The sequence below is a fragment of the Pseudobacteroides sp. genome (genome assembly GCF_036567765.1).
Lineage (GTDB): Bacteria > Bacillota > Clostridia > Acetivibrionales > DSM-2933 > Pseudobacteroides.
Window position 1 is genome coordinate 15444 of the sequence record NZ_DATCTU010000006.1, and the last position, 18955, is coordinate 34398.

12 protein-coding genes and 4 tRNA genes are annotated in these 18955 nt (G+C 37.6%); 3 read left to right on the top strand and 13 right to left on the bottom strand.

The annotated features are described in order from the left end of the window. Window positions 1–3 precede the first annotated feature (3 nt). On the bottom strand, window positions 4–1449 hold the full coding sequence (gene glgA, locus VIO64_RS01005) for a glycogen synthase GlgA (RefSeq protein WP_331914331.1): 1446 nt from the start codon (window positions 1447–1449) through the stop codon (window positions 4–6). A gap of 440 nt (window positions 1450–1889) precedes the next feature. On the opposite strand from glgA, the gene VIO64_RS01010 reads away from it, so the two are divergent. Next, the gene (locus tag VIO64_RS01010; protein WP_331914333.1) at window positions 1890–3119 is read left to right on the top strand and encodes an AAA family ATPase; all 1230 of its coding nucleotides are present in this window, start codon (window positions 1890–1892) and stop codon (window positions 3117–3119) included. A 44-nt stretch (window positions 3120–3163) separates the two neighbouring features. On the opposite strand, the gene gmk is transcribed toward VIO64_RS01010, so the two are convergent. The 3 genes from gmk to VIO64_RS01025 all read right to left on the bottom strand — a co-directional run bounded on the left by gmk (window position 3164) and on the right by VIO64_RS01025 (window position 5207). Beyond that, a complete protein-coding gene (gene gmk, locus VIO64_RS01015) occupies window positions 3164–3718 on the bottom strand; it encodes a guanylate kinase (RefSeq protein ID WP_331914335.1) in 555 nt (184 codons plus the stop codon). A gap of 172 nt (window positions 3719–3890) precedes the next feature. After that, entirely contained in the window at window positions 3891–4364 is a 474-nt protein-coding gene (locus VIO64_RS01020; RefSeq protein WP_331914337.1) for a hypothetical protein, read from the bottom strand. Window positions 4365–5135: 771 nt separating this feature from the next. Then, window positions 5136–5207: transfer RNA gene (locus VIO64_RS01025), tRNA-Arg, on the bottom strand. A 292-nt stretch (window positions 5208–5499) separates the two neighbouring features. Here VIO64_RS01025 and VIO64_RS01030 point away from each other — a divergent pair. Beyond that, window positions 5500–5838 carry a hypothetical protein gene (locus VIO64_RS01030; RefSeq protein ID WP_331914339.1) on the top strand — a complete coding sequence of 113 codons (339 nt, stop codon included), beginning with the start codon at window positions 5500–5502 and terminating at the stop codon, window positions 5836–5838. Here VIO64_RS01030 and VIO64_RS01035 read toward each other — a convergent pair. The 9 genes from VIO64_RS01035 to VIO64_RS01075 form a co-directional block, all read right to left on the bottom strand. After that, on the bottom strand, window positions 5815–6432 hold the full coding sequence (locus tag VIO64_RS01035) for a hypothetical protein (RefSeq protein ID WP_331914341.1): 618 nt from the start codon (window positions 6430–6432) through the stop codon (window positions 5815–5817). The two genes, VIO64_RS01030 and VIO64_RS01035, sit on opposite strands and share 24 nt — an antisense overlap. Before the next feature lie 196 nt (window positions 6433–6628). Beyond that, the gene (locus VIO64_RS01040; RefSeq protein WP_331914343.1) at window positions 6629–6973 is read right to left on the bottom strand and encodes a hypothetical protein; all 345 of its coding nucleotides are present in this window, start codon (window positions 6971–6973) and stop codon (window positions 6629–6631) included. Window positions 6974–7157: 184 nt separating this feature from the next. Then, window positions 7158–9545 carry a stage II sporulation protein E gene (gene spoIIE / locus VIO64_RS01045; RefSeq protein ID WP_331914345.1) on the bottom strand — a complete coding sequence of 796 codons (2388 nt, stop codon included), beginning with the start codon at window positions 9543–9545 and terminating at the stop codon, window positions 7158–7160. A 325-nt stretch (window positions 9546–9870) separates the two neighbouring features. After that, window positions 9871–9946: transfer RNA gene (locus VIO64_RS01050), tRNA-Val, on the bottom strand. A 4-nt stretch (window positions 9947–9950) separates the two neighbouring features. Continuing rightward, window positions 9951–10022, bottom strand: a tRNA-Glu gene (locus tag VIO64_RS01055). A gap of 5 nt (window positions 10023–10027) precedes the next feature. Further along, window positions 10028–10101: transfer RNA gene (locus tag VIO64_RS01060), tRNA-Met, on the bottom strand. 109 nt (window positions 10102–10210) lie between these two features. Then, window positions 10211–11722, bottom strand: a complete 1512-nt coding sequence (locus VIO64_RS01065; RefSeq protein ID WP_331914347.1) for a S41 family peptidase — start codon at window positions 11720–11722, stop codon at window positions 10211–10213. Window positions 11723–11806: 84 nt separating this feature from the next. Further along, window positions 11807–13345, bottom strand: a complete 1539-nt coding sequence (locus VIO64_RS01070) for an S-layer homology domain-containing protein (protein ID WP_331914349.1) — start codon at window positions 13343–13345, stop codon at window positions 11807–11809. 16 nt (window positions 13346–13361) lie between these two features. Next, window positions 13362–16358, bottom strand: coding sequence for an S-layer homology domain-containing protein (locus tag VIO64_RS01075; RefSeq protein ID WP_331914351.1), 2997 nt, complete (start codon window positions 16356–16358; stop codon window positions 13362–13364). 245 nt (window positions 16359–16603) lie between these two features. On the opposite strand from VIO64_RS01075, the gene cooS reads away from it, so the two are divergent. Then, entirely contained in the window at window positions 16604–18736 is a 2133-nt protein-coding gene (gene cooS / locus VIO64_RS01080) for an anaerobic carbon-monoxide dehydrogenase catalytic subunit (RefSeq protein ID WP_331914353.1), read from the top strand. The last annotated feature ends 219 nt before the right edge of the window (window positions 18737–18955 follow it).

Here is an 18955-nt window from a genome sequence, read left to right on the forward strand (position 1 = left end):
ATCTTAAAATTCTTTAGCTATTGCTTTCTGGTATAATTCTATATATTCAGATGCAGACTTTTCCCATCTGAAATCCTCTTTCATAACCCTCTTCACCAGCATTTCCCATGTTGGCTTGTTATTATAAAACTCAACGGCTCTTCTTATGGTGTGCAACATATCATGTGCATTGTAGTTGGAAAACGTAAAGCCGTTGCCTTCACCGGTAAACTCGTTATATGGCCTTACGGTATCATTGAGACCGCCTGTTTCTCTAACAAGCGGTATAGTTCCGTACCTCATGCTGAACATCTGACTTAATCCGCAGGGCTCAAACAGGGATGGCATGAGAAACATGTCAGATCCGGCATAAATCCTTTGTGCCAGTACATCATCATATTTAATGTTGGCAGATACCTTATCGGGGAAAACCTCACTGGCCCACCTGAACATGTTTTCATACCTGTATTCACCGGTACCCAATACAACCAATTGTATGTCCATCTGAAGAATTTCCATAATAACGCAGTCAATCAAATCAAATCCCTTCTGATCAACAAGCCTTGAAATTATCCCTATTAATGGCACATCTTTTACCGGAAGCTTTAGCTCTTCCTGCAGCATTTTTTTATTTTCGTATTTTCCGTTTATGCTTCTCGTGCTGTAATTAACATACAGTCTTTTATCGGTAGAAGGATTATTGTGGTCATAATCTATTCCATTCAATATACCGTATACATCATCAGAACGCCTGTTTATTATTCCATTGAGCCCTTCCCCGAAAAAGTCATACTTTATCTCGTCTGCATAGGTTTTGCTAACCGTGTTTATGATATTGGAATATGCTATACCCGCCTTCATAAAATTGACCTGGTCGTTGTTCTCCAAGCCGTTCAAATGGAAATACTCCCAACTTAGACCTAACACGCTGTCCATTATTTCTTTGGGGAATATGCCCTGATATTTGATATTATGTATTGTAAACAAGGACTTCATATCCTTGTAAAACTTAAGTTCTTTATAATCGGACTCCAATAAAAGACTGCCTATCCCTGTCTGCCAGTCATTGAAGTGTACTACATCAGGCTGAAAATTTATATGGGGCAGCATTTCCAAAAAAGCTCTGTTAAAGAAAGTGAACTGCTCAGCCTGATCAAAATAGCCGTATAGTCCGTCTCTGTTGAAATAAAAATCATTCTCTATAAAGTAATAAATAACACCATCCATCTCGAGCATATAAACACCGCAAAGCTGCCTTCGCCAAACTATATTTACATAAAAGCTGCTGACTAGTTCCATCTTTTCGGTATACTTTTGGGGAATGCATTTATACTTTGGCATAACTACCCTGATATCCGCTCCAACTGCTTTTATTGCTTTTGGCAGCGAACCTGCTACATCTGCAAGACCTCCGGTTTTTGCAAAAGGTACTACTTCGGAAGAAGCAAATAAAATTTTTAGATTTTCCATATAATCCTCCTGATGTATTATTCCTGAGTTTTACCGCTTTGGCTCATAAATATATTACATTTGACAAACTAAAATATCAAGCTTTATAGCATAAAAGTGATTACCGGCACTTTTATCTGAATATAAATATATATTCGGATGGCAAAGTCAATTATATAACATTTAATTATTTTGCGAAAGGTTTATAAATCCTATTTCCCATATATATAGCTTCATATTCGTCCCTATATATAGCATATATTGTTATATTGAATTTTAGTCATTCCCAAGTAATATTCAATTATTTTTTGAATATATTTAAAGTGATAAACTATTACATGAGTATTTATTAATTTTTATGGCACAATTGACATTAATTATACCATAATATAAAATTAGTATATTAATAAGATAATAATTATCATATATTTATTTCTATCTATAGGATTAAGAGAGGTATTATGGATAACATCAAATTTTTACCCGGACAGCTTGTTGAAATAACTACAAATTCAGGTAATGTTTGTGACATCTATGAAAGCAAACTCCTGTCAATGGATCAGAACTACCTTGAAATCACGCAGCCTAGTAAAAGCGGAGTATTTTCGACTATACCTACAGGCTATAATTTGAGCCTTAAAACAAATACTCCCTATGGTTTAATACAATTTAATTCAAAGGTTGTTGGTAAAAATCCTGAAAATAACTCTCTCTTTATTAGCTTGCCTCAAGACTTGACAAACGCAATTAACACAACAATAGGATCAAACGCAATGATGAAAAAGGCATGCAAGTTTGTAACTATAACAAGCGGTAAAGGTGGTACTGGAAAATCCTGCTTTGCTATTAATTTTGCCATATCATTGGCAAAAAGAAATAAAAAAGTTGTACTTCTTGATGCAGATTTGGGAATGGCTAATATAGATGTACTACTGAAATTGTCCCCGGTTTATAACCTGACAGATGTTATAAGGGGTGCAAAAACACTTGAGGAAGTTATAATTGACGGTCCAGGTGATATAAAGGTGATCCCTGGGGGCAACGGGCTTTTTGAGCTTTCAAACTTATCTCCCCAGCAAATACAAAAAATAACCGAAGGTCTCACAGCCCTTGAAAAAGATTTTGATTATATCTTAATAGACACAAGTGCCGGCCTTTCCCCAGTTTTAAACGACCTGGTTATATACACACATGAGACAATACTTGTAACAACACCTGAGCCTCATGCAATATCAGATACTTTTTCAATTCTTAAGGTTTTGATATCAAGGCATCACTGCTTGAACCTTAAGCTTGTTGTAAACAAATGCGAATCGCCCCAGGAAGGCGAATCCGTTACAAAAAGGATCTCGGGTGTAATAGGCAGATTCCCCAATTGTACATTTTCTTCACTTGGGTACATACCCGAAAGCATTTTGGTCAGTAAATCGGTGAAGAATCAATCATCATTTTTAATTACATACCCAGAATCAGATGTTGCGGAATGTATTGAATCCGTAGTTGATGTAGAGCTGGGTGAGCCACGCAAAGTCAAGGTTATTGACAAAAACCAGAACGAAAAGGTAATAAATCCGTTCCCTGGAGTTCCCGGAACTGAGAATCAAGGAGCTGAAAAACCCTTCCTGCCTGTACGCGAAAACTCCAGTTCAACATTTGTAAGCAGGCTGAAAGATCTTTTCAATAAAGCATGATTAAAAGCACTGAATATTTTTAATACTCAGTGCTTTTTGATATATTAACCCTTAAGAGACTCGTTATATTCCTTTATGATAATATCCTTAATTCTTTCAACAGTTTCTTCCAGCTGATCATTAATTAAGATGTATTTATATGTATCGGCCATTGCTTCTTCATGCTCGAAACGTGCAAGCCGGACTTCAATACGCTCTTCGCCCCTACCCTTCAGCCTTTCAATAAGCTGCTCCTTTGACTTGGGCTTTAGGTAAATGGTTACAACATTATTTATTCTTTTAACCAGATTCTGAGTGCCGTCCACATCTATATCCTTAATGAGAATTTTATTGCCCTTGAATTTTTCATTTATTATTTTTTTGGACGTTCCATAGTAAAAGCCATGAACTATCTGGTGCTCAACAAGTTCATCCCCCTCTATCATCCGCTCAAACTCTTCCTTTGAAACGAAGATATAAGGTTTGCCTGTCTCTTCACCGGGCCTTTTTTCTCTAGTGGTCATTGTTGGCATAAGCTCTACATTATCCATATCTTCTAAAATCCTATTTATAATAGTGTTCTTTCCTACCCCGGAACTTCCTGATAATATAACCAGCATATACTACTCATCCTCACTTTAACTTATATTTATGGCAATATCAATAAATCTATTATATTTTAGAATGTCTAAAAACACAAGTTTTGATGCTTTCTATTTTTCAAGTCATGATCAAAAAATAACATCCGCTATAAATTTCGCTCATGTGTTGACTTAACTCGTCAGCACCCGCTCAAAAGCGGAAGTAATTTTTCCCTCTATCCTCCGAAATAATCTTGTCGCATGCTTCCGGGCATTCCTTTTTTATCCTTCCGTTCCATCCTGATTCCAGCCGCTTGTTCCATATTTCGTCTTCTTGGTCTAGATTATATTTAATATCCGCAACTACCAACAGATCACTAAGTGTGCTGCAATGAGCCGAGGAATGCTTTAGGAAATTTGATACCACGGTCATGGACATATGGTAGTCATCAATATCTTCTGCAGGTCCTCCTCCAATCAAGGCACCGATTATTTCTCCGGCTCCCTCATAAAGCTCCCTGCCTATGTCCGGTCCTTGTAAAGCCTTGTCAAGCTCACCATTAACGGCACAGGTGTAGGCAAGACACTCAGGCATAATGCTGTTGCTGCAGCCATGCTTTAAAAACCAGTCCTTTATTTCATCAGTATCAACTGAAGCCTTTCTACAAGATGTATCTTTCCCCATCCATGAACAGATTTTGCAAGACTGAAAAGTTTTTCGTTAGGGTCCGAAAAGGGCAATACCTATCTTAACAACACCTCTATGGGCACCTTATGAAGCAAACCATTTAGCTTCCTCATATAAAGCATCAAAGTTTAAATCAGATTGATTTCCTAAGAGATCAAGAAGGGGATCAACATACCCAAGTATTTCATCATTCATAAAAACCATGTATGTTTCCCTTCTAGAAGCATTCGTCGGCTTAGTGGCCTGCTTCATTAATTGTAAATTGATTCCTTGCCAACCCATGGCAACAGGACGGTATTCTTATTAAAGAAATTGAAGTTGCTCAGCTTGAACAAGATTAGTCTTTCATCGACTACCAACTTTGCCAAATTCCTGCATTATATCCTATATATCTTTAAAAGAACGAGGAATTTTGTAGATATTTCCCTGGAAATGTAGAATGTACAAACAACGTTTTTCATATACCGACATTTCTTTCAAAGATAATTTTCTATACCGTAAAAAATGTTGTTTTAGGACTATTATATTAAGGTATATATATAATACAATCATAAAATGATTGGTAAACAGATTACCATGAAGGGACTGAGTCCAATGAACTAGGACAAAACCATAAGAGGTAATGGAAAGTGCGAGGGATTTTAGTTGAGCAAAATCCAATATCATTTAAACGTGGTAAATTAAAAGGTTAGATATGATTATTGTATCTAACCTTTTAATTTGTAAGGGATTCTTTTAAATAGAATCCCTCTTCTTATTTCTTTCTAGCGTCCCGGACAGGAATCGAACCCGTATCAGTGGAACCGGAATCCACCGTCTTATCCATTAGACTACCGAGACATTATTTGATTTTCACTATTTTACCTATTTAAATATACTTTACTGGAAAAAGACTTAATAATATAATTTCCAAAAACCACTTTATTATATTACCATACATGTTTTTTTAGCACAAGGGTATTCTGATATACAAAACATAAATGGAATAAATCTACACAAATTGAATAATTAAATTAAGAAGTATTCTCTCCTACGAAGACATTTTGCATATAGCACAAAGTATTTTTACTTATTGTATAATATGGTGAATTTCGGTATTTTAGAATTACTAACATCCTTAAGGAGAAACAAAATGAGTAATATTATAGAAAAATATAAAGAACAATTTTTGTATGAAAATGAATTGGAATTTAAAAAAGAGTACTTTTGCACCAAAGAAAATAATGACCTAAATGAAATCGTTCAAAATGGTGAAGAAAGTGCGGTAAACAGAATTTTAGAAGAGTACAATTATGATTTTGATGATGGTAAAAATACATATTTGTTTTACAGAAAAGTTCCACTGAACTATTCAAAAGAAGATATCGATCAATTTATACAGTTGAAAATGCTTGAATATACTAAAAATACAAATTCAAGCATTAATACTATGCTATATCTGTTTTTGCTAATGCATAAACCAGCCCATTAATTTGTCCATAGCAAAGTTCAGGGCTATTCCTACAATATAGTACCAGAAAAAGACTATAGGAAAAATAAGAGTTTTGAATTTCTGATCAAAAATAAAAATGGATTTTATTCCTCTTGATACAATTGCAGCTAGCCATATCTGTATACCCACGAATAAAAGCATGAGGAATGCCAATAGCTCAATATTTTTTTCTGCATCCGCCTTATATACCAGGTAGCTTAAAATCATGGCAGGTATAAAGATAATGCAATTTGCTGTAATTTGGATTTTCATTATCTTTACTATTGAGCCTCTATCCTCTTTTGCATTCTTGTCTGATCTAAGCTTTTTTACAATATCAAAAAAAGGCACCGAGAAAAACACCACATCGGCTATTCCATAAGCTGCAATAAATAATAATGAGTAAAAGAGATTCAGTTTTAAATCTGCCGATGCCTTACCGGTAAACGCATCTAGAAGTTTTTCGCTGATAGAAAATATGTAATCAATTATTCCTAGAGCAAATACACCAATAATTAGCGTTAGAATTCTATCGGTAAACTTCTTGTATATTTTTTCCGGTAGCAAAATCAGTTCAAATATCTTTTTAAGCATTGCATTTCTCCTTGATATAATTCCAGTTAACCATAGTTTAATACGGTATTTAACGGTAAATCAAAATATTTGTCATGAAATCCTGACAGTAAATAAATCATTACATATTATAATATAGCTTAACCGGAATAAAATCAATGGAAATGAGTTATTATGGCTGTTTTCTTTATATAATGCAAGATTAATCACAACTTACCTAGAGGAAATTTACAACAACATAAATAAGTAGTACCAAGCTGCCGGCAAGAGCAAGGTTTATTATCATGTTTCTTAGGATCTTTGATTTTGACATATTTACTTCTTTAAAATTCAAATCAATTCCTGAAGCAATCTTATACTTGTTTTCCTTTATGAAGTTATTGATTACGCTTTCAGCCTCACTTAAAAGATATCCATTATCCTTGTTGTTCTTAATAATGGATGCGGAGTCGCTAGCCTTACCTGCCCCCGCATCAGTTTTAAGAATCAATATTGCTTCTTCAATGAGGTTTGAATGTATATCCTTTATTATTACTATTCTTTTCGTATTGCCAAGTACCATTTTTATCCCTCCAAGATATACTCAGATATATTTGAAGGTAGTTTATGATAATTTTTAATTATTTATACATTTAATTACTTTTTATTTGGTCATGATCAAAAAATAACTTCCGCTATAAATTTCGCTCATGTGTTGACTCAACTCGTCACCCACTCAAAAGCGGAAGTAACTTTTCATTCATGCCTTAGCTAACCTTTTTCCACACTTTTGCAACAACTGCTAACATATCATCGCAAGGCTTGCTGTCGCATTTTTTATAAGCTTCGTTTAGTATAGCATCAGCTATTTCCTGCGGGTTCTTGGTACTTATGTCATTTATAAAATTTATAAAACCTTCATCATTATTTCCATTTTCCTTTTTAAAGGCATCCAGCACACCGTCTGTAACATGTATAAGGAATTCTCCCGAACCTATACTTCTTTTTAGTATTTCCGTCTCAATGTTACTAAGTATTCCCGCAGGTAAAGAAATCGATTTTACAACATCAACCTTATGTTCACGTTTAATAAACGTGGATACCGCTCCCGTTTTCACGAATTCCACCTCTCCGTTATACAGGTCTATAACCGACATATCTATTGTAGAAAATGCTTCTTCCTCTGACTTTAAAACCAAAACCGAGTTTATAAGCTTAACCGACATATCCTTGTCAAAGCCTGATTCCATGAACTGTTCCAGCATGTTTATTGTCGCCCTGCTGTGAACAGCTGCCTTGTAGCCGCTTCCCATTCCATCGCTTAATGCCACTATGTATTTTCCGTTTCCGGTGTTTAAAAATGTATAATTATCTCCTGAAACAATGCTGTTATATTTTGATAGCTTTGAAACACCTGTAGTAACACTGTAAATCTCTTCTTCAATAAGCTTAATTGTGCAATGACTATCCTTTATACCCTTTTGACATTCAATTGCCTCCTTTGCCATCTTCCTGCCCAAAGCCTCTGTAGCGATTTTTTCAACAGTATTTACACACAAACGCTTTCCTCCGCATCCCTTATGCGTTATGGATACCTCATACTTGCCCCATATAGTTTCCAGAACCCTCACATCTCTAACCCTTATACCTGCTTTTTCCAAACTCTGAATCAAACTATTCTCCAGATCAAGTTTAAAGTTAACCTCGGTATCGATTTCACATGCAAGTTTGGAAACAACCTTAGATAGTCCCTCCAATTGTTGTGACACAAGCTCTCTGCTCTCACATATTCTGCTTTTCCAAACCATGTCCACTTTGAAAAGCTCATATACATTATTTACCGACATAACAAAATCATTTATTCTTTCACACCTGTCCATAAAATACTTTGGTATATCGCTGCTTTCAATCCTTCCTTTATCTTCTAAAGTTTCAACAATCTTAAACATTACCTGATATGTATTATAAAAATTTCTGTCCCAGCAGTGGAGACACAAACAGCAGTCCTTACAAACCCTATCCGCTACCCTGTCAAATAAAACAGATATATCCTGCTTGTCCGCCATTGACTTTGTATCTGAAATCTCACAAAACGTCTTTGAGAGCTCACGAAATGTCTTTGAAAAACTGTTTAATCTATCTACGGTCATCTCCTTTATCCTATTTGTATAGTGAACGCTCCTATTACCTATATCAAAACTTGCCCCTACAAGGTTTGTTATATAGTCTGTAAACTTATTTGGAATTATTATAAATACCAGTACCGCAGCGATGATTTCTTTCATATATGTAAATGCTTCACCCGACACATTCATATATAGCATAAAAATTCCGCTTCCCAAAACAAAGCCTAGACTTGAACCTACCTTCCCAAGCTTTCTGAGTGTTCCTGTCATAAGACCGGATATGGCATATGATCCTATTATAAAAGGAGCAGATGGCAAATACAGGCTTGCAAATAGTCCCATCGTAACTCCCGAAGCCGCTCCTACACCGGCACCGCATCTAAACCCGCATACTAAAATGATAGTTATGCTGAGCAGATTTTTAAGAACAACTCCCATGATCTGAACATCCGCCAGTCCGGCAATGCCTACGGCAGTTAATATTGTAACACTTATTATCTCTTCATTGTTTAATGCTGATTTTTTCTGAATCCCGGATAAGGCATTTCTAAATATATATACAAGAAGAAAAATTAACAACCCATGAAATAAAGCTTTCAAAACATCATAAAGAAGGAATCCCTGCATGTAAATTATTACAAATTCAGGAATAAGGGTGGCAAGCAGTGCAAAAATAGCTACTTTTGTAGTTGAATAGCCCTTACCAGAATTAACCATTGTGCAAAATATACTAAACAGGAACATGGCTGCTAAGGTTATATATACCTGTTCCGGGGCTGCCCTTGTTATCATGCCCATAATAACGGATATTCCTATTAAATATCTGCTGCACTCCGTACCTGCTGCTGAAGCAAATAAGGCCATTCCAAAGGGCAATATACCTCCTGCAATGGAAGCCCTGCCGATTAAAAATGATACCGGAAGCAATATAAGGTTACTTCCTGTTAATAAGTTGATAAAACTTCCCATCTTCCCATAGGTTTTTGCCGTATTATTAAATCTTTGATACGGTAAATATCCCAATTTCATCTTTTGTTACCTCCTCCAATATTTTTAAACCACACGGAAGATTATAATTTAAACAGCAGATAAAACATGTCACTTTTCGTTGTCTTAAGCAAAATTATTTTTGACACATATCATCAAAACATCGGGACAATATACACTACAATAAGTATAATCTAACAAGACAAGTTAATTAGGTTTATGTTTGATTTAGCAGCTAAAAGTAGATTCTTGCATAAATTTGTCATTAAAATATTATAAAGAAAAGAAATTGTGATGCAGTATACACAATAATTATGTAGACATAAACAAAGGATCCAAGGTTTCGTAAAACCTTGGATCCTTTGTTTGGTGGGCACTATAGGGCTCGAACCTATGACCCTCTGCTTGTAAGGCAGATGCTCTCCCAGCTGAGCTAAGCGCCCGTAATGACCCATAGGGGAGTCGAACCCCTGTTATCGCCGTGAAAGGGCGGTGTCTTGACCACTTGACCAATGGGCCTTAAGTAGCGGCGGTCGGATTTGAACCAACGACACTGCGGGTATGAACCGCATGCTCTGGCCAACTGAGCTACGCCGCCAAGCGTTTACTGCTGTTATTACTTCATGACCAGCACGCTAGGATATTATAACAGGTATTTTGTTAACATGTCAATAGATTTTTCAAAAAAATCTTATACTTTAACATTTTTATTTTTTGAGAACCTCTAAAGCCTTCATATACTGCTTGTCGGAGCTTAACTCCAGTTTTCCATACGCCTCATTAAGTGCCTTTTGTGTAGAGAAGTCCAAGATACCGCTGGGATACAAACCGCTCTTCTTTTGAAATTTCTTAAGTTCCTCCCAAGTTTTAACATCAAGCTTGACACTACTTACATCATCTATCTTATATCCTGAAATCTTCAAAATCTTTTTGGCATTCAAAACATCATAGCTTTCGGAATATAATCCAGGCTTTACTTTCAGTCGTAGGCTTCCTATTGAGCTCATATCCACTTCATTTATTATATTGCTGCCTGATACATTATAATCCGGCATAATGCCCTTAAGATCAATCATCCTTCCTTTTGGAGTATAGTATAAGCCTGTTGTTATCTTGATCCAGCCAATCAATTCACTTTCTTCAGGAGTTATACCGTATTTAGTCTCAAGGTCATCACCCATTACCAGCTTGACACCAAGCTTCTCTTCATATTTTTTGTAAGCCTCTAAAGACAATATGGGATAAATACTCTGAACCTTTGCCTTACCGTATGTTTTAGTTCCTATCAGTGTTCCGGCACCTGCATCCTGCACAGCACCTGACAGTATTTCCGATGCACTTGCACTGTTTTGGTTCACTAAAACAGCCAGCTTGTACTTTTTCTCCTTCAGGGTCGACTTAAATTCCATATCCCCTATATTTTCCGATTTGAAGTCAAGCCTAGTAATTAATCCTTCAGGTATAAAACTTTTTGCAATTTCTACAACCTGGTTTACATCTCCTCCTGGATTATCCCTTAAATCAAGTACTATCTTCTTAATATTATTGTCATCCATTTTCCTCAATGCTTTTTTCATTTCATCAGCAGAATTATTATTAAAAATGGATAGCTTTATGTATCCCACATCTTCTCTTATACTTGCTTTTACAGGATTTACTCTTATTTCGTCCCGAGTAGCTGTAAGTTGTCTTACACTTTTCTCACCATCACTTATAACACTTATCACAACTTTAGTTCCTTTTTTTCCAGTAATCATTTTTACAGCTTCGCTTGAACTTAAGCCTTCGAGGGTTTGTCCATCAACTCCAATAAGCCTGTCCCCCTCAGATATTCCAGCTTTCTCAGCAGGAGAATCCTTATAAACCTCCCTGACAAAAAACCTTCCATTAACTTCGTCAAAAGACATTCCTACTCCGCTGTATTCTCCATCAATAGTATTAAAAAACTCTACCGCTTCATCCTTTGTATAAAACTCGGTGTATGAGTCCATAGAATTGAAAATTCCTTTTAAGACCCCCTGCATAAGCTTATCTTGATCAACATCACCCTTGTACTTGTCATCCACCATTTCCATGATACTTTTTATGTAGTCCAGGTTTGAGTTAATATCTGATTTAGTATTATCTGCCCATGAAAAGGAACAATTTGCTGTGAGCATTACCATTACAATATTTGCTACAAAGAATAGCCTTATCATTTTCCTGTTCAATTTTGTCATACTGTTCTCTCCTCATATAATATGTTTATATTAAAAGCATTAATATATGGCTTCATATAATTTTATCATACTTTACCTTAATCATCAAAACCCTAGATATTTATCCCTGTAATCCTTCCTGATACCGTCCCTCATATAAACTATGAACCTGTTGAGAAGTGCCGCCGCCTTGGCGTTGGTTAGCTTTGAGCTTGGGTTCAGGTACCCTTTTTCATCACCTTTAACAAGGCCTATTTGCTCAGCTACCCTTATCGCATTTTTGGCGTATGCTGGAATTAAATCATTATCCTTGAAAGTAGTTACAGCTCCAAACTTAGGTGCCATTGCCTCAAGCCCCAATCCTCTTATGAAAACAGTTACAGCTTCAGCAAGTGTTAAATAGTCATCGGGCTTGAAGTTGCCTTCTCCCTTGCCATTTAAAAAACCTCGCTTAAAGGAGCTTTCAATCTGGTTAAAGTATTGATGGTCCAATGAAACATCATTAAATGTAGGGAAAATTTGAGTATTCTTTTTCGAAGTCTGAGCTGTGGTTTTCGGTGCAATTGAGGAATCTATCGGCACCTCTTTACCCGCAAGTATTATGGCCTTGGCAAATTCCGATCTTTTCATAAACTGTTCGGGGTTAAAGTTTTTTTCATTGTCAGTTAATACCTCAAGACTATAGAGTGTGCGAACATCATTTTCCGACCAGTGCCCCTTTAACTGGCTTAAATCAGGAACCTTGAGCCTTGTCTGTACCGGGAATGTTTCAATCTTAAGGCTGTCCTTAGATGTAATCATATTATCCGAAGGCACATTACCTGCACTAAAGGAAGGAAGCTTTGAGGTATACTCTAAGATACTGCTGTTACTTTGAGTTTGAACATAACCTCCCTCAAAACTTATTTCATTTGGCTTGTTTTCAATGTATCTGATCTGCTTTGTGGTTGAAGTGGAAAAGGTTATATCCGCTGTACCTCCCCACCTTTCAACCTTCATCCCGTTCTTTTTTTCACTCTGAATTATGTAGTTAATCTCTTCAACCTCTGTTGTACCCCAGTACTGGTCATACCCATAAAACTTTCCGGTTATATCTACTGTAATGGTACCGCTGCCTTGGGACGCAGACCCCGAACCATTGCCTACAGAATATGCCTTTCTCCCTGATATGTTACCTGCATAGTAATTTACAGCAGGTTTCAGATCGGTAAGGTTTGTCCGTGAAAAATCATAGCCAGTCAAAGTATATGTACTGTTACCGATTTTTACAGATTCCACAGGTTTTCCGCTTATGCTTGTCTCTTCAACGCTTTGCCCGTTATCCTTTTTACTTAACTTGGTGTTATAAATCAAAGTTCGCTTCAAGGTAGCCCCTTTATCTACATTAGATAGATCATAAGTATAAGTAGATGTAATGGACTCTCCTTTCAGGGATTTCTTAATAGTAAGGTTCCCTTTAAAAACAAGAGGTTGTCCGCTTAAAAAGTTAACCTCCTGGTATTCGTATGTAGTCTTGCCGACAACCTCTCCCGATGATATTCCGCCCTCATACCCGCTATAGCCTTCTACAGCATTGACAGTTCCAGGGTTTATAATCAAAGCTGCCAACATACAAATCATACCTTTATAAAACTTTATCTTCATACTGTACCCCACTCCTTTAATCCTCCACAAACACTATAAATGCGTCTCCTGTTTCAGTTTTTCCTTTTCTGTAAATTCTTAAGTTGTCATTAACCTCGATTTGGGATGGGCTTATTTCTTTTTTATCCTTTAATATTAATGCATTTTTAAGAAGGTTAAGTGTCATATCTTTGGTGTCTGTCCAGACATGGTTTGCCATGTCGTATACCTTGGCATTTTTGATCTTTACCCCTGTTGGGTCCGTGATGTACTTTCCATCGGAGCCTGTACTACCACCTGTCAACTCAACCACCTTACCTTTTGCAAACACGCCATCCGGACCATATGGAGCAGTGCTTACCAAAAGTGCATTTATATTGTCAGCTACAACATAAACACTTCGTCCAATATAGGTCTTATCTCCATAACCCGTAAATTCTCTTTGGGGCAAAAGTCCGCTATCATCTAATATCTTCGTGCCATATGTAATCCTTAGTGTCTTCGGAGTATTAACATACTCCCAGCTCTGGCCTTTCAACTGGGAAAATGACTCCAGCTCAAAATCCTTATTATCCGCTAATGCTTTGATCCTTCCTCTGTAAATGGTTAAAGCATTGGGATCAACTCTATCGTTTAACTGAACAATCCCTGCAAAAAAATCTCCTGTGTAGTTATCCCTGTTTGCTACGATATAAGCCGCATCATCTTCCGATATGCTGTTTCCTGTAACAAGTCTTCCATCCTTCACAATAATGGTTGATGGTCCATAGTTTATGCTGTTGCTGCTTTTATTGAGTCCAAGCTGCCCCGCACTTGCCTCATTTCTTGCAATTATGTCGTCAGCAAGGCTTTCCAGATTATCTTTATCCCTGAAGGAAACGATAACAGCCTTTTCACCGCCGCCATAATCCCCTTCTGATGCGATATAAGCTTCCTGGTTTCTCAATTTGTCATTGACCGTTTCAATGTCTAAAGCTTTATCACCCGAAAAAATTTTGTAAGTGTCACCCAGATTTAGTTTGCTTATGCCTATATTATGGGAGCGCTCCCATTGTCCCTTTGATAACCTTTCCAAGTTCTGAACCACCAGGTCCTTTGTTGATTCATCAAGCTTTATAAGACTTCCCTTATAGATATTTTTGATAATCTTTTGGTTGTCATTTACGGTAATGCTTTTTACAGATACATCTTTATTTGTCTGATTCAAAATAAGCTTTATCCTGTCGCCATCTTTTAGCTTGTCTATTCCTGCAACAGTGTTATTTACAATCACAGGGATTCTTTCATTTACAGCCAAAACCTGCTGCACTCCATTGTCATACTCCACCGATATAGCCGAAGGCTTTTTGGTAATAATCCTCGCATACCTTGGAATGTAGTTGTCAACAGCACTTATATCATATACATTCATCTTCTCATCAAGCTTCATAAATACAGAGTCTCCTGGCTCTATATCATCGATCTTTGCCTTTGTTTGATTCTTGAACACGTTCATCCCGTTTGGGTTTACATAACTGAAGGTCCTCAAGGCCTTTTTACCGGAGGGGTTTGTTCCATCTCCGTTCTCACCGTATAGGGTGATATAGCCAAGTTGAGGATTATTGTCTTCCACAATCCCCTTAACTATTCTCAAATCTCCATCTAACGTCAGATTCACACTCTTTATATCGGTCACCATATTATCCTTAATTGTAAGAATATATATGGAATCAGGCTTAACCGTTTCTATCGCTGCCGGTATTCCTTCATTGTATATCTTTACACTGTTGCTGTATCTGTAGGTCGAGTCCACCAGACCACCGCTTCCGTTTGCAATTGTTTTTTTGCCTTCCTTGCTCATATCGGGATACTCGAGATCCATAAGCCTTGTGACGTTTATGGTAAGAGTTTTGGGGTCTACGGAATTAACCTGTGCTGCCATATACTTTGTATCATTTACACTTGAAACTACATTAACAAACCTGACTGAACTATCCTCTCCAACAATGTACTCAACCCTGTCTCCTGATTTTAAGAGATCACTTTTTCCAATTTTCCCGTATTTATAGACTATAAAGTCTCTCTCAGTTCCCGGCATGGGTGTGCCTATCTGCTCATTTTTGCTTTTGGCAACCGCATCAGTTAAAAATTGTGCATCCACCTTGTGGAGCTTACCGTTATTGTTTCTTATGTTGAATGTATTTGTGGTTATACTCTCACCAAGGCTTGAATCAATGGATTTATTTACGGATTCAATAGTTCCAAGCTTTTTTTCATATTTTAAAATCGGCAGAATAAACTTTTCTCCATTTTTTATGATCTGTGCCACCTGAGCCCTTGTAAGAGTTCCTTTAGGGTCAAACCTTCCGTTTCCTGTACCGTTCATTATGTTATTCTTTATAAGACCCTCAAGGTATGGAATTTTAACTGGATCAGCAGATGACCAGTCCATAAATGAGTTAAATATTTTATCCTGACCGTAAACCGGCTCTATTTTCATTGCCTTAGCCATCCAATCACCAAATTCCTGCCTTTGTGCATTTCCTGACCTGTAAAAGCTTGTCCCGGGTATAAGTGCTGTCTGATCAGGATTAAAGGCATCTGCTCTATCCCTATTTGTAATAAGCCCGTCATCTGATGCCAGCTGCAAGTACCCATCAGCCCACATGTTTATGGCATTTTTCTTTTTATCTGCAGGTAACCTGACATTATCAAGAAGCTCAGCGGCTTTTTGGGCATCTCCCTCCCTGCCCACTACTCTATAGGCAGCGGCTATGGCCTGCTCTTTGGTAACCGGCTGATTTAATCCGAAGTTTCTATTTCCATATCCCTTCATTATACCAAGGGCACCTGTCTCGTATATGGCTTCCTTAGCCCAGGTGTTGGAGTTTTTTACATCTATATAATCGATATTGGTCAATATTACAGATGCATTATCGATACCGGTATAAATGGCCTCAGGTACCTCCTTTTCATTGGCAGCCCATGAAAAAATCCCTGAAGCAAGCATTATGACCAGCAATGACACTGCTCTTCCCTGTCTTTTATATCTCATACCAACTACCTTCCTCTTAAAAATTTCATTATTATACCTATAATATCGGATAATTAAGCCAATTATTTTATTGTTCAATTGACTATGTAAAATATTGGCTTTACAGTTCCAAATTTTATTAGACATAATCACGGAGTGATTTTACAGCCTTGATCGTTATCATGAGAAAAAACAATGCATATTAATGCTTAATTAAACAAAAAATATGAGACAAAGTATGTGAATCTTACTTAAGGAGGCTTATAATGTCAGATCAGGACATCAAAAATTCTTATGAAAAAAGTGCCGGTACTATGCGTGGAGACCAGACCACATTCGGAACCAAGCTCACCAATGAACATTCAAACGACCCTAACACACACGCAGATATTCATAACCGAATCAAGATTAATTACGATGGCATAGAAAAATCACCTTCAATGGAAGAAGTACATGCCTGGCAGAGAGAACATATCAAAAAAAATGACCAATCAAAAGAAGGTTATCCTCTTAACGTTATAATTGATCCTGCCATGAGGGAAATGTACCAAGTGGTTCATGAATCAGGCTTGACAAACGTTTTTGACAGATTCAGCCAGCAGCAGCCCATCCAGTGCAAATTTTGCATAGAGGGCTTATCCTGCCAGCTATGTGCCAATGGCCCATGCCGTATTTCCGACAAGGTACCCAGGGGCACCTGTGGAGTTGATGCTCACACCATGGTTGCAAGGAATTTTGTATACAGGCATGTTACCATAGGTACATCAGCAAACATTTTCCACTGCCATCAGGCAGCACGCACATTGAAAGCTGCAGGAGAGCACCCTGAAAGCGGACTTAAAATAAGGGACCCTGAAAAACTGAAAAAATATGCCGATATGGCGGGTCTCAATGCAAACCAGCCAATAGAAAAGCTGGCGGTAGATTTTGCCCAGTGGGTAATGAATGACATCCATTCTCCTTATCACATCCCGTCAAAAGCAGTTGAGGCCTTTGCTCCAACAAGACGTAAAGAATTGTGGAGAAAACTGGGGTTATTCCCAGGCGGAGGCTACAGCGAAGTGGCTTATGCTCAAACACGATGCATGACAAACTTTACCTCAGAGCCCACAGAATTTCTTATGGACAGTGTAAGGCTCGGAGTAGCAAACGAGTACCAGGGTCTTTTCCTTCTTGATATTATTCAGGAAATACTCATGGGCACCCAGGAAATCGCTAAAAAGCAGCAAAACATGGGGCTTTTGAAGGAGAACATGATCAATGTTATCACCAACGGACACATGCCACTACTAGCCCATGTAGCAATCGATATGGCATCAACTGACGAATGGCAGCAAAAGGCCAAATCAGCAGGTGCAGACGGAATTCAGATTTTAGGCCATGTCTGTGAAGGACAGCAGCTTATAAATTATGAAGGCATGCATAATCAAAAGGGATATGGCGGACAGGAAGGAGAATGGCTGTCACAGGAATATCTGCTCGCAACAGGTGCAGTTGATTTATTTATGTTTGACTATAACTGCACTGTTCCAACAATGCCTCTGTATGCAAAGCGTTTTGGCACCAAGCTGTTAAGCACACACCCGGTTATTCAGCTTCAGGGCACCGAAACCTTAGACTTCATTCCTGAAAAAATGAAGGAACAGGCGGAAAAGGCTTTGAATATGGCATTTGATGCCTTCAAGCAAAGAAAGTCAGAAAACAGAAAGGTCTATATTCCACCTCATAAGTCCGACTGCATGGTGGGCTTTAGCACCGAATCGGTTAAAAAGGCCCTTGGAGGAAGCTTTGGCCCTCTGATTGAACAGATTGCAAACGGAAATATAAGAGGCATCGCAACTATTGTAGGATGTACTACAGCAAGATACGGTCAGGGCGGAAGCAATATTTTTAAAATCACAAAAGGCCTCATTGCAAACAATATTCTTGTCCTTTCAGGCGGATGCACATCATCCGTTATGGAATATACCGGCCTTACAAATCCCAACGCTGCTGATGAATGCGGTGAAGGCTTGAAAGCGGTATGTAAACAACTTGGCATTCCTCCTGTTCTATCTTACGGAGCCTGCGTAGATATCGGAAAAATGACTCATACAGCAAAGGAACTGGCTGACGCACTTAATGTAGACACAAACAAGCTTCCTCTTGTCATAGGTGCCCCTGAATATCTTGAGCAAAAAGCTGTTGCAGATGCATGTACGGCAGTTGCTTTAGGATGGCTGGTACATGTAGCACCCGTTCCGTCAATCACGGGAAGTGATGTTGTGGTAAAGACACTCACAGAAACTACAGAGAGCCTTGGTCTTGGCAAGGTTGTGGTAGAACTGGATGCGGAAAGAACAATCCAGATATATGTCGACCATATTGAGAAAAAACGTAAGGAACTTGGTCTGAAATAAGTAAATTCGATGTAAAAATACTTATCATATATGTTGTGAAATAGAATTTACAGGCCTTTATTTATATCAGCAATTATCAATAAAGGCCTGTAAATTTTTTTTGATGTCTAGGAAACAAATCTGAATAAACTAAGATAATTTACAATAAAGACCACACAATGATATACTTTACCTGTCACCTGGAAGCATTTTATGAGAGGACAATAATGGAAAATCCTT

Bases quoted from the DNA above. Each gene is read 5' to 3' on its own strand.
- VIO64_RS01035 (WP_331914341.1), bottom strand. From the start codon at position 6,432: ATGCTTAAAAAGATATTTGAACTGATTTTGCTACCGGAAAAAATATAC.
- VIO64_RS01020 (WP_331914337.1), bottom strand. From the start codon at position 4,364: ATGGGGAAAGATACATCTTGTAGAAAGGCTTCAGTTGATACTGATGAA.
- VIO64_RS01010 (WP_331914333.1), top strand. From the start codon at position 1,890: ATGGATAACATCAAATTTTTACCCGGACAGCTTGTTGAAATAACTACA.
- cooS (WP_331914353.1), top strand. From the start codon at position 16,604: ATGTCAGATCAGGACATCAAAAATTCTTATGAAAAAAGTGCCGGTACT.
- VIO64_RS01065 (WP_331914347.1), bottom strand. From the start codon at position 11,722: ATGACAAAATTGAACAGGAAAATGATAAGGCTATTCTTTGTAGCAAAT.
- VIO64_RS01070 (WP_331914349.1), bottom strand. From the start codon at position 13,345: ATGAAGATAAAGTTTTATAAAGGTATGATTTGTATGTTGGCAGCTTTG.
- VIO64_RS01030 (WP_331914339.1), top strand. From the start codon at position 5,500: ATGAGTAATATTATAGAAAAATATAAAGAACAATTTTTGTATGAAAAT.
- spoIIE (WP_331914345.1), bottom strand. From the start codon at position 9,545: ATGAAATTGGGATATTTACCGTATCAAAGATTTAATAATACGGCAAAA.
- VIO64_RS01040 (WP_331914343.1), bottom strand. From the start codon at position 6,973: ATGGTACTTGGCAATACGAAAAGAATAGTAATAATAAAGGATATACAT.
- gmk (WP_331914335.1), bottom strand. From the start codon at position 3,718: ATGCTGGTTATATTATCAGGAAGTTCCGGGGTAGGAAAGAACACTATT.
- VIO64_RS01075 (WP_331914351.1), bottom strand. From the start codon at position 16,358: ATGAGATATAAAAGACAGGGAAGAGCAGTGTCATTGCTGGTCATAATG.
- glgA (WP_331914331.1), bottom strand. From the start codon at position 1,449: ATGGAAAATCTAAAAATTTTATTTGCTTCTTCCGAAGTAGTACCTTTT.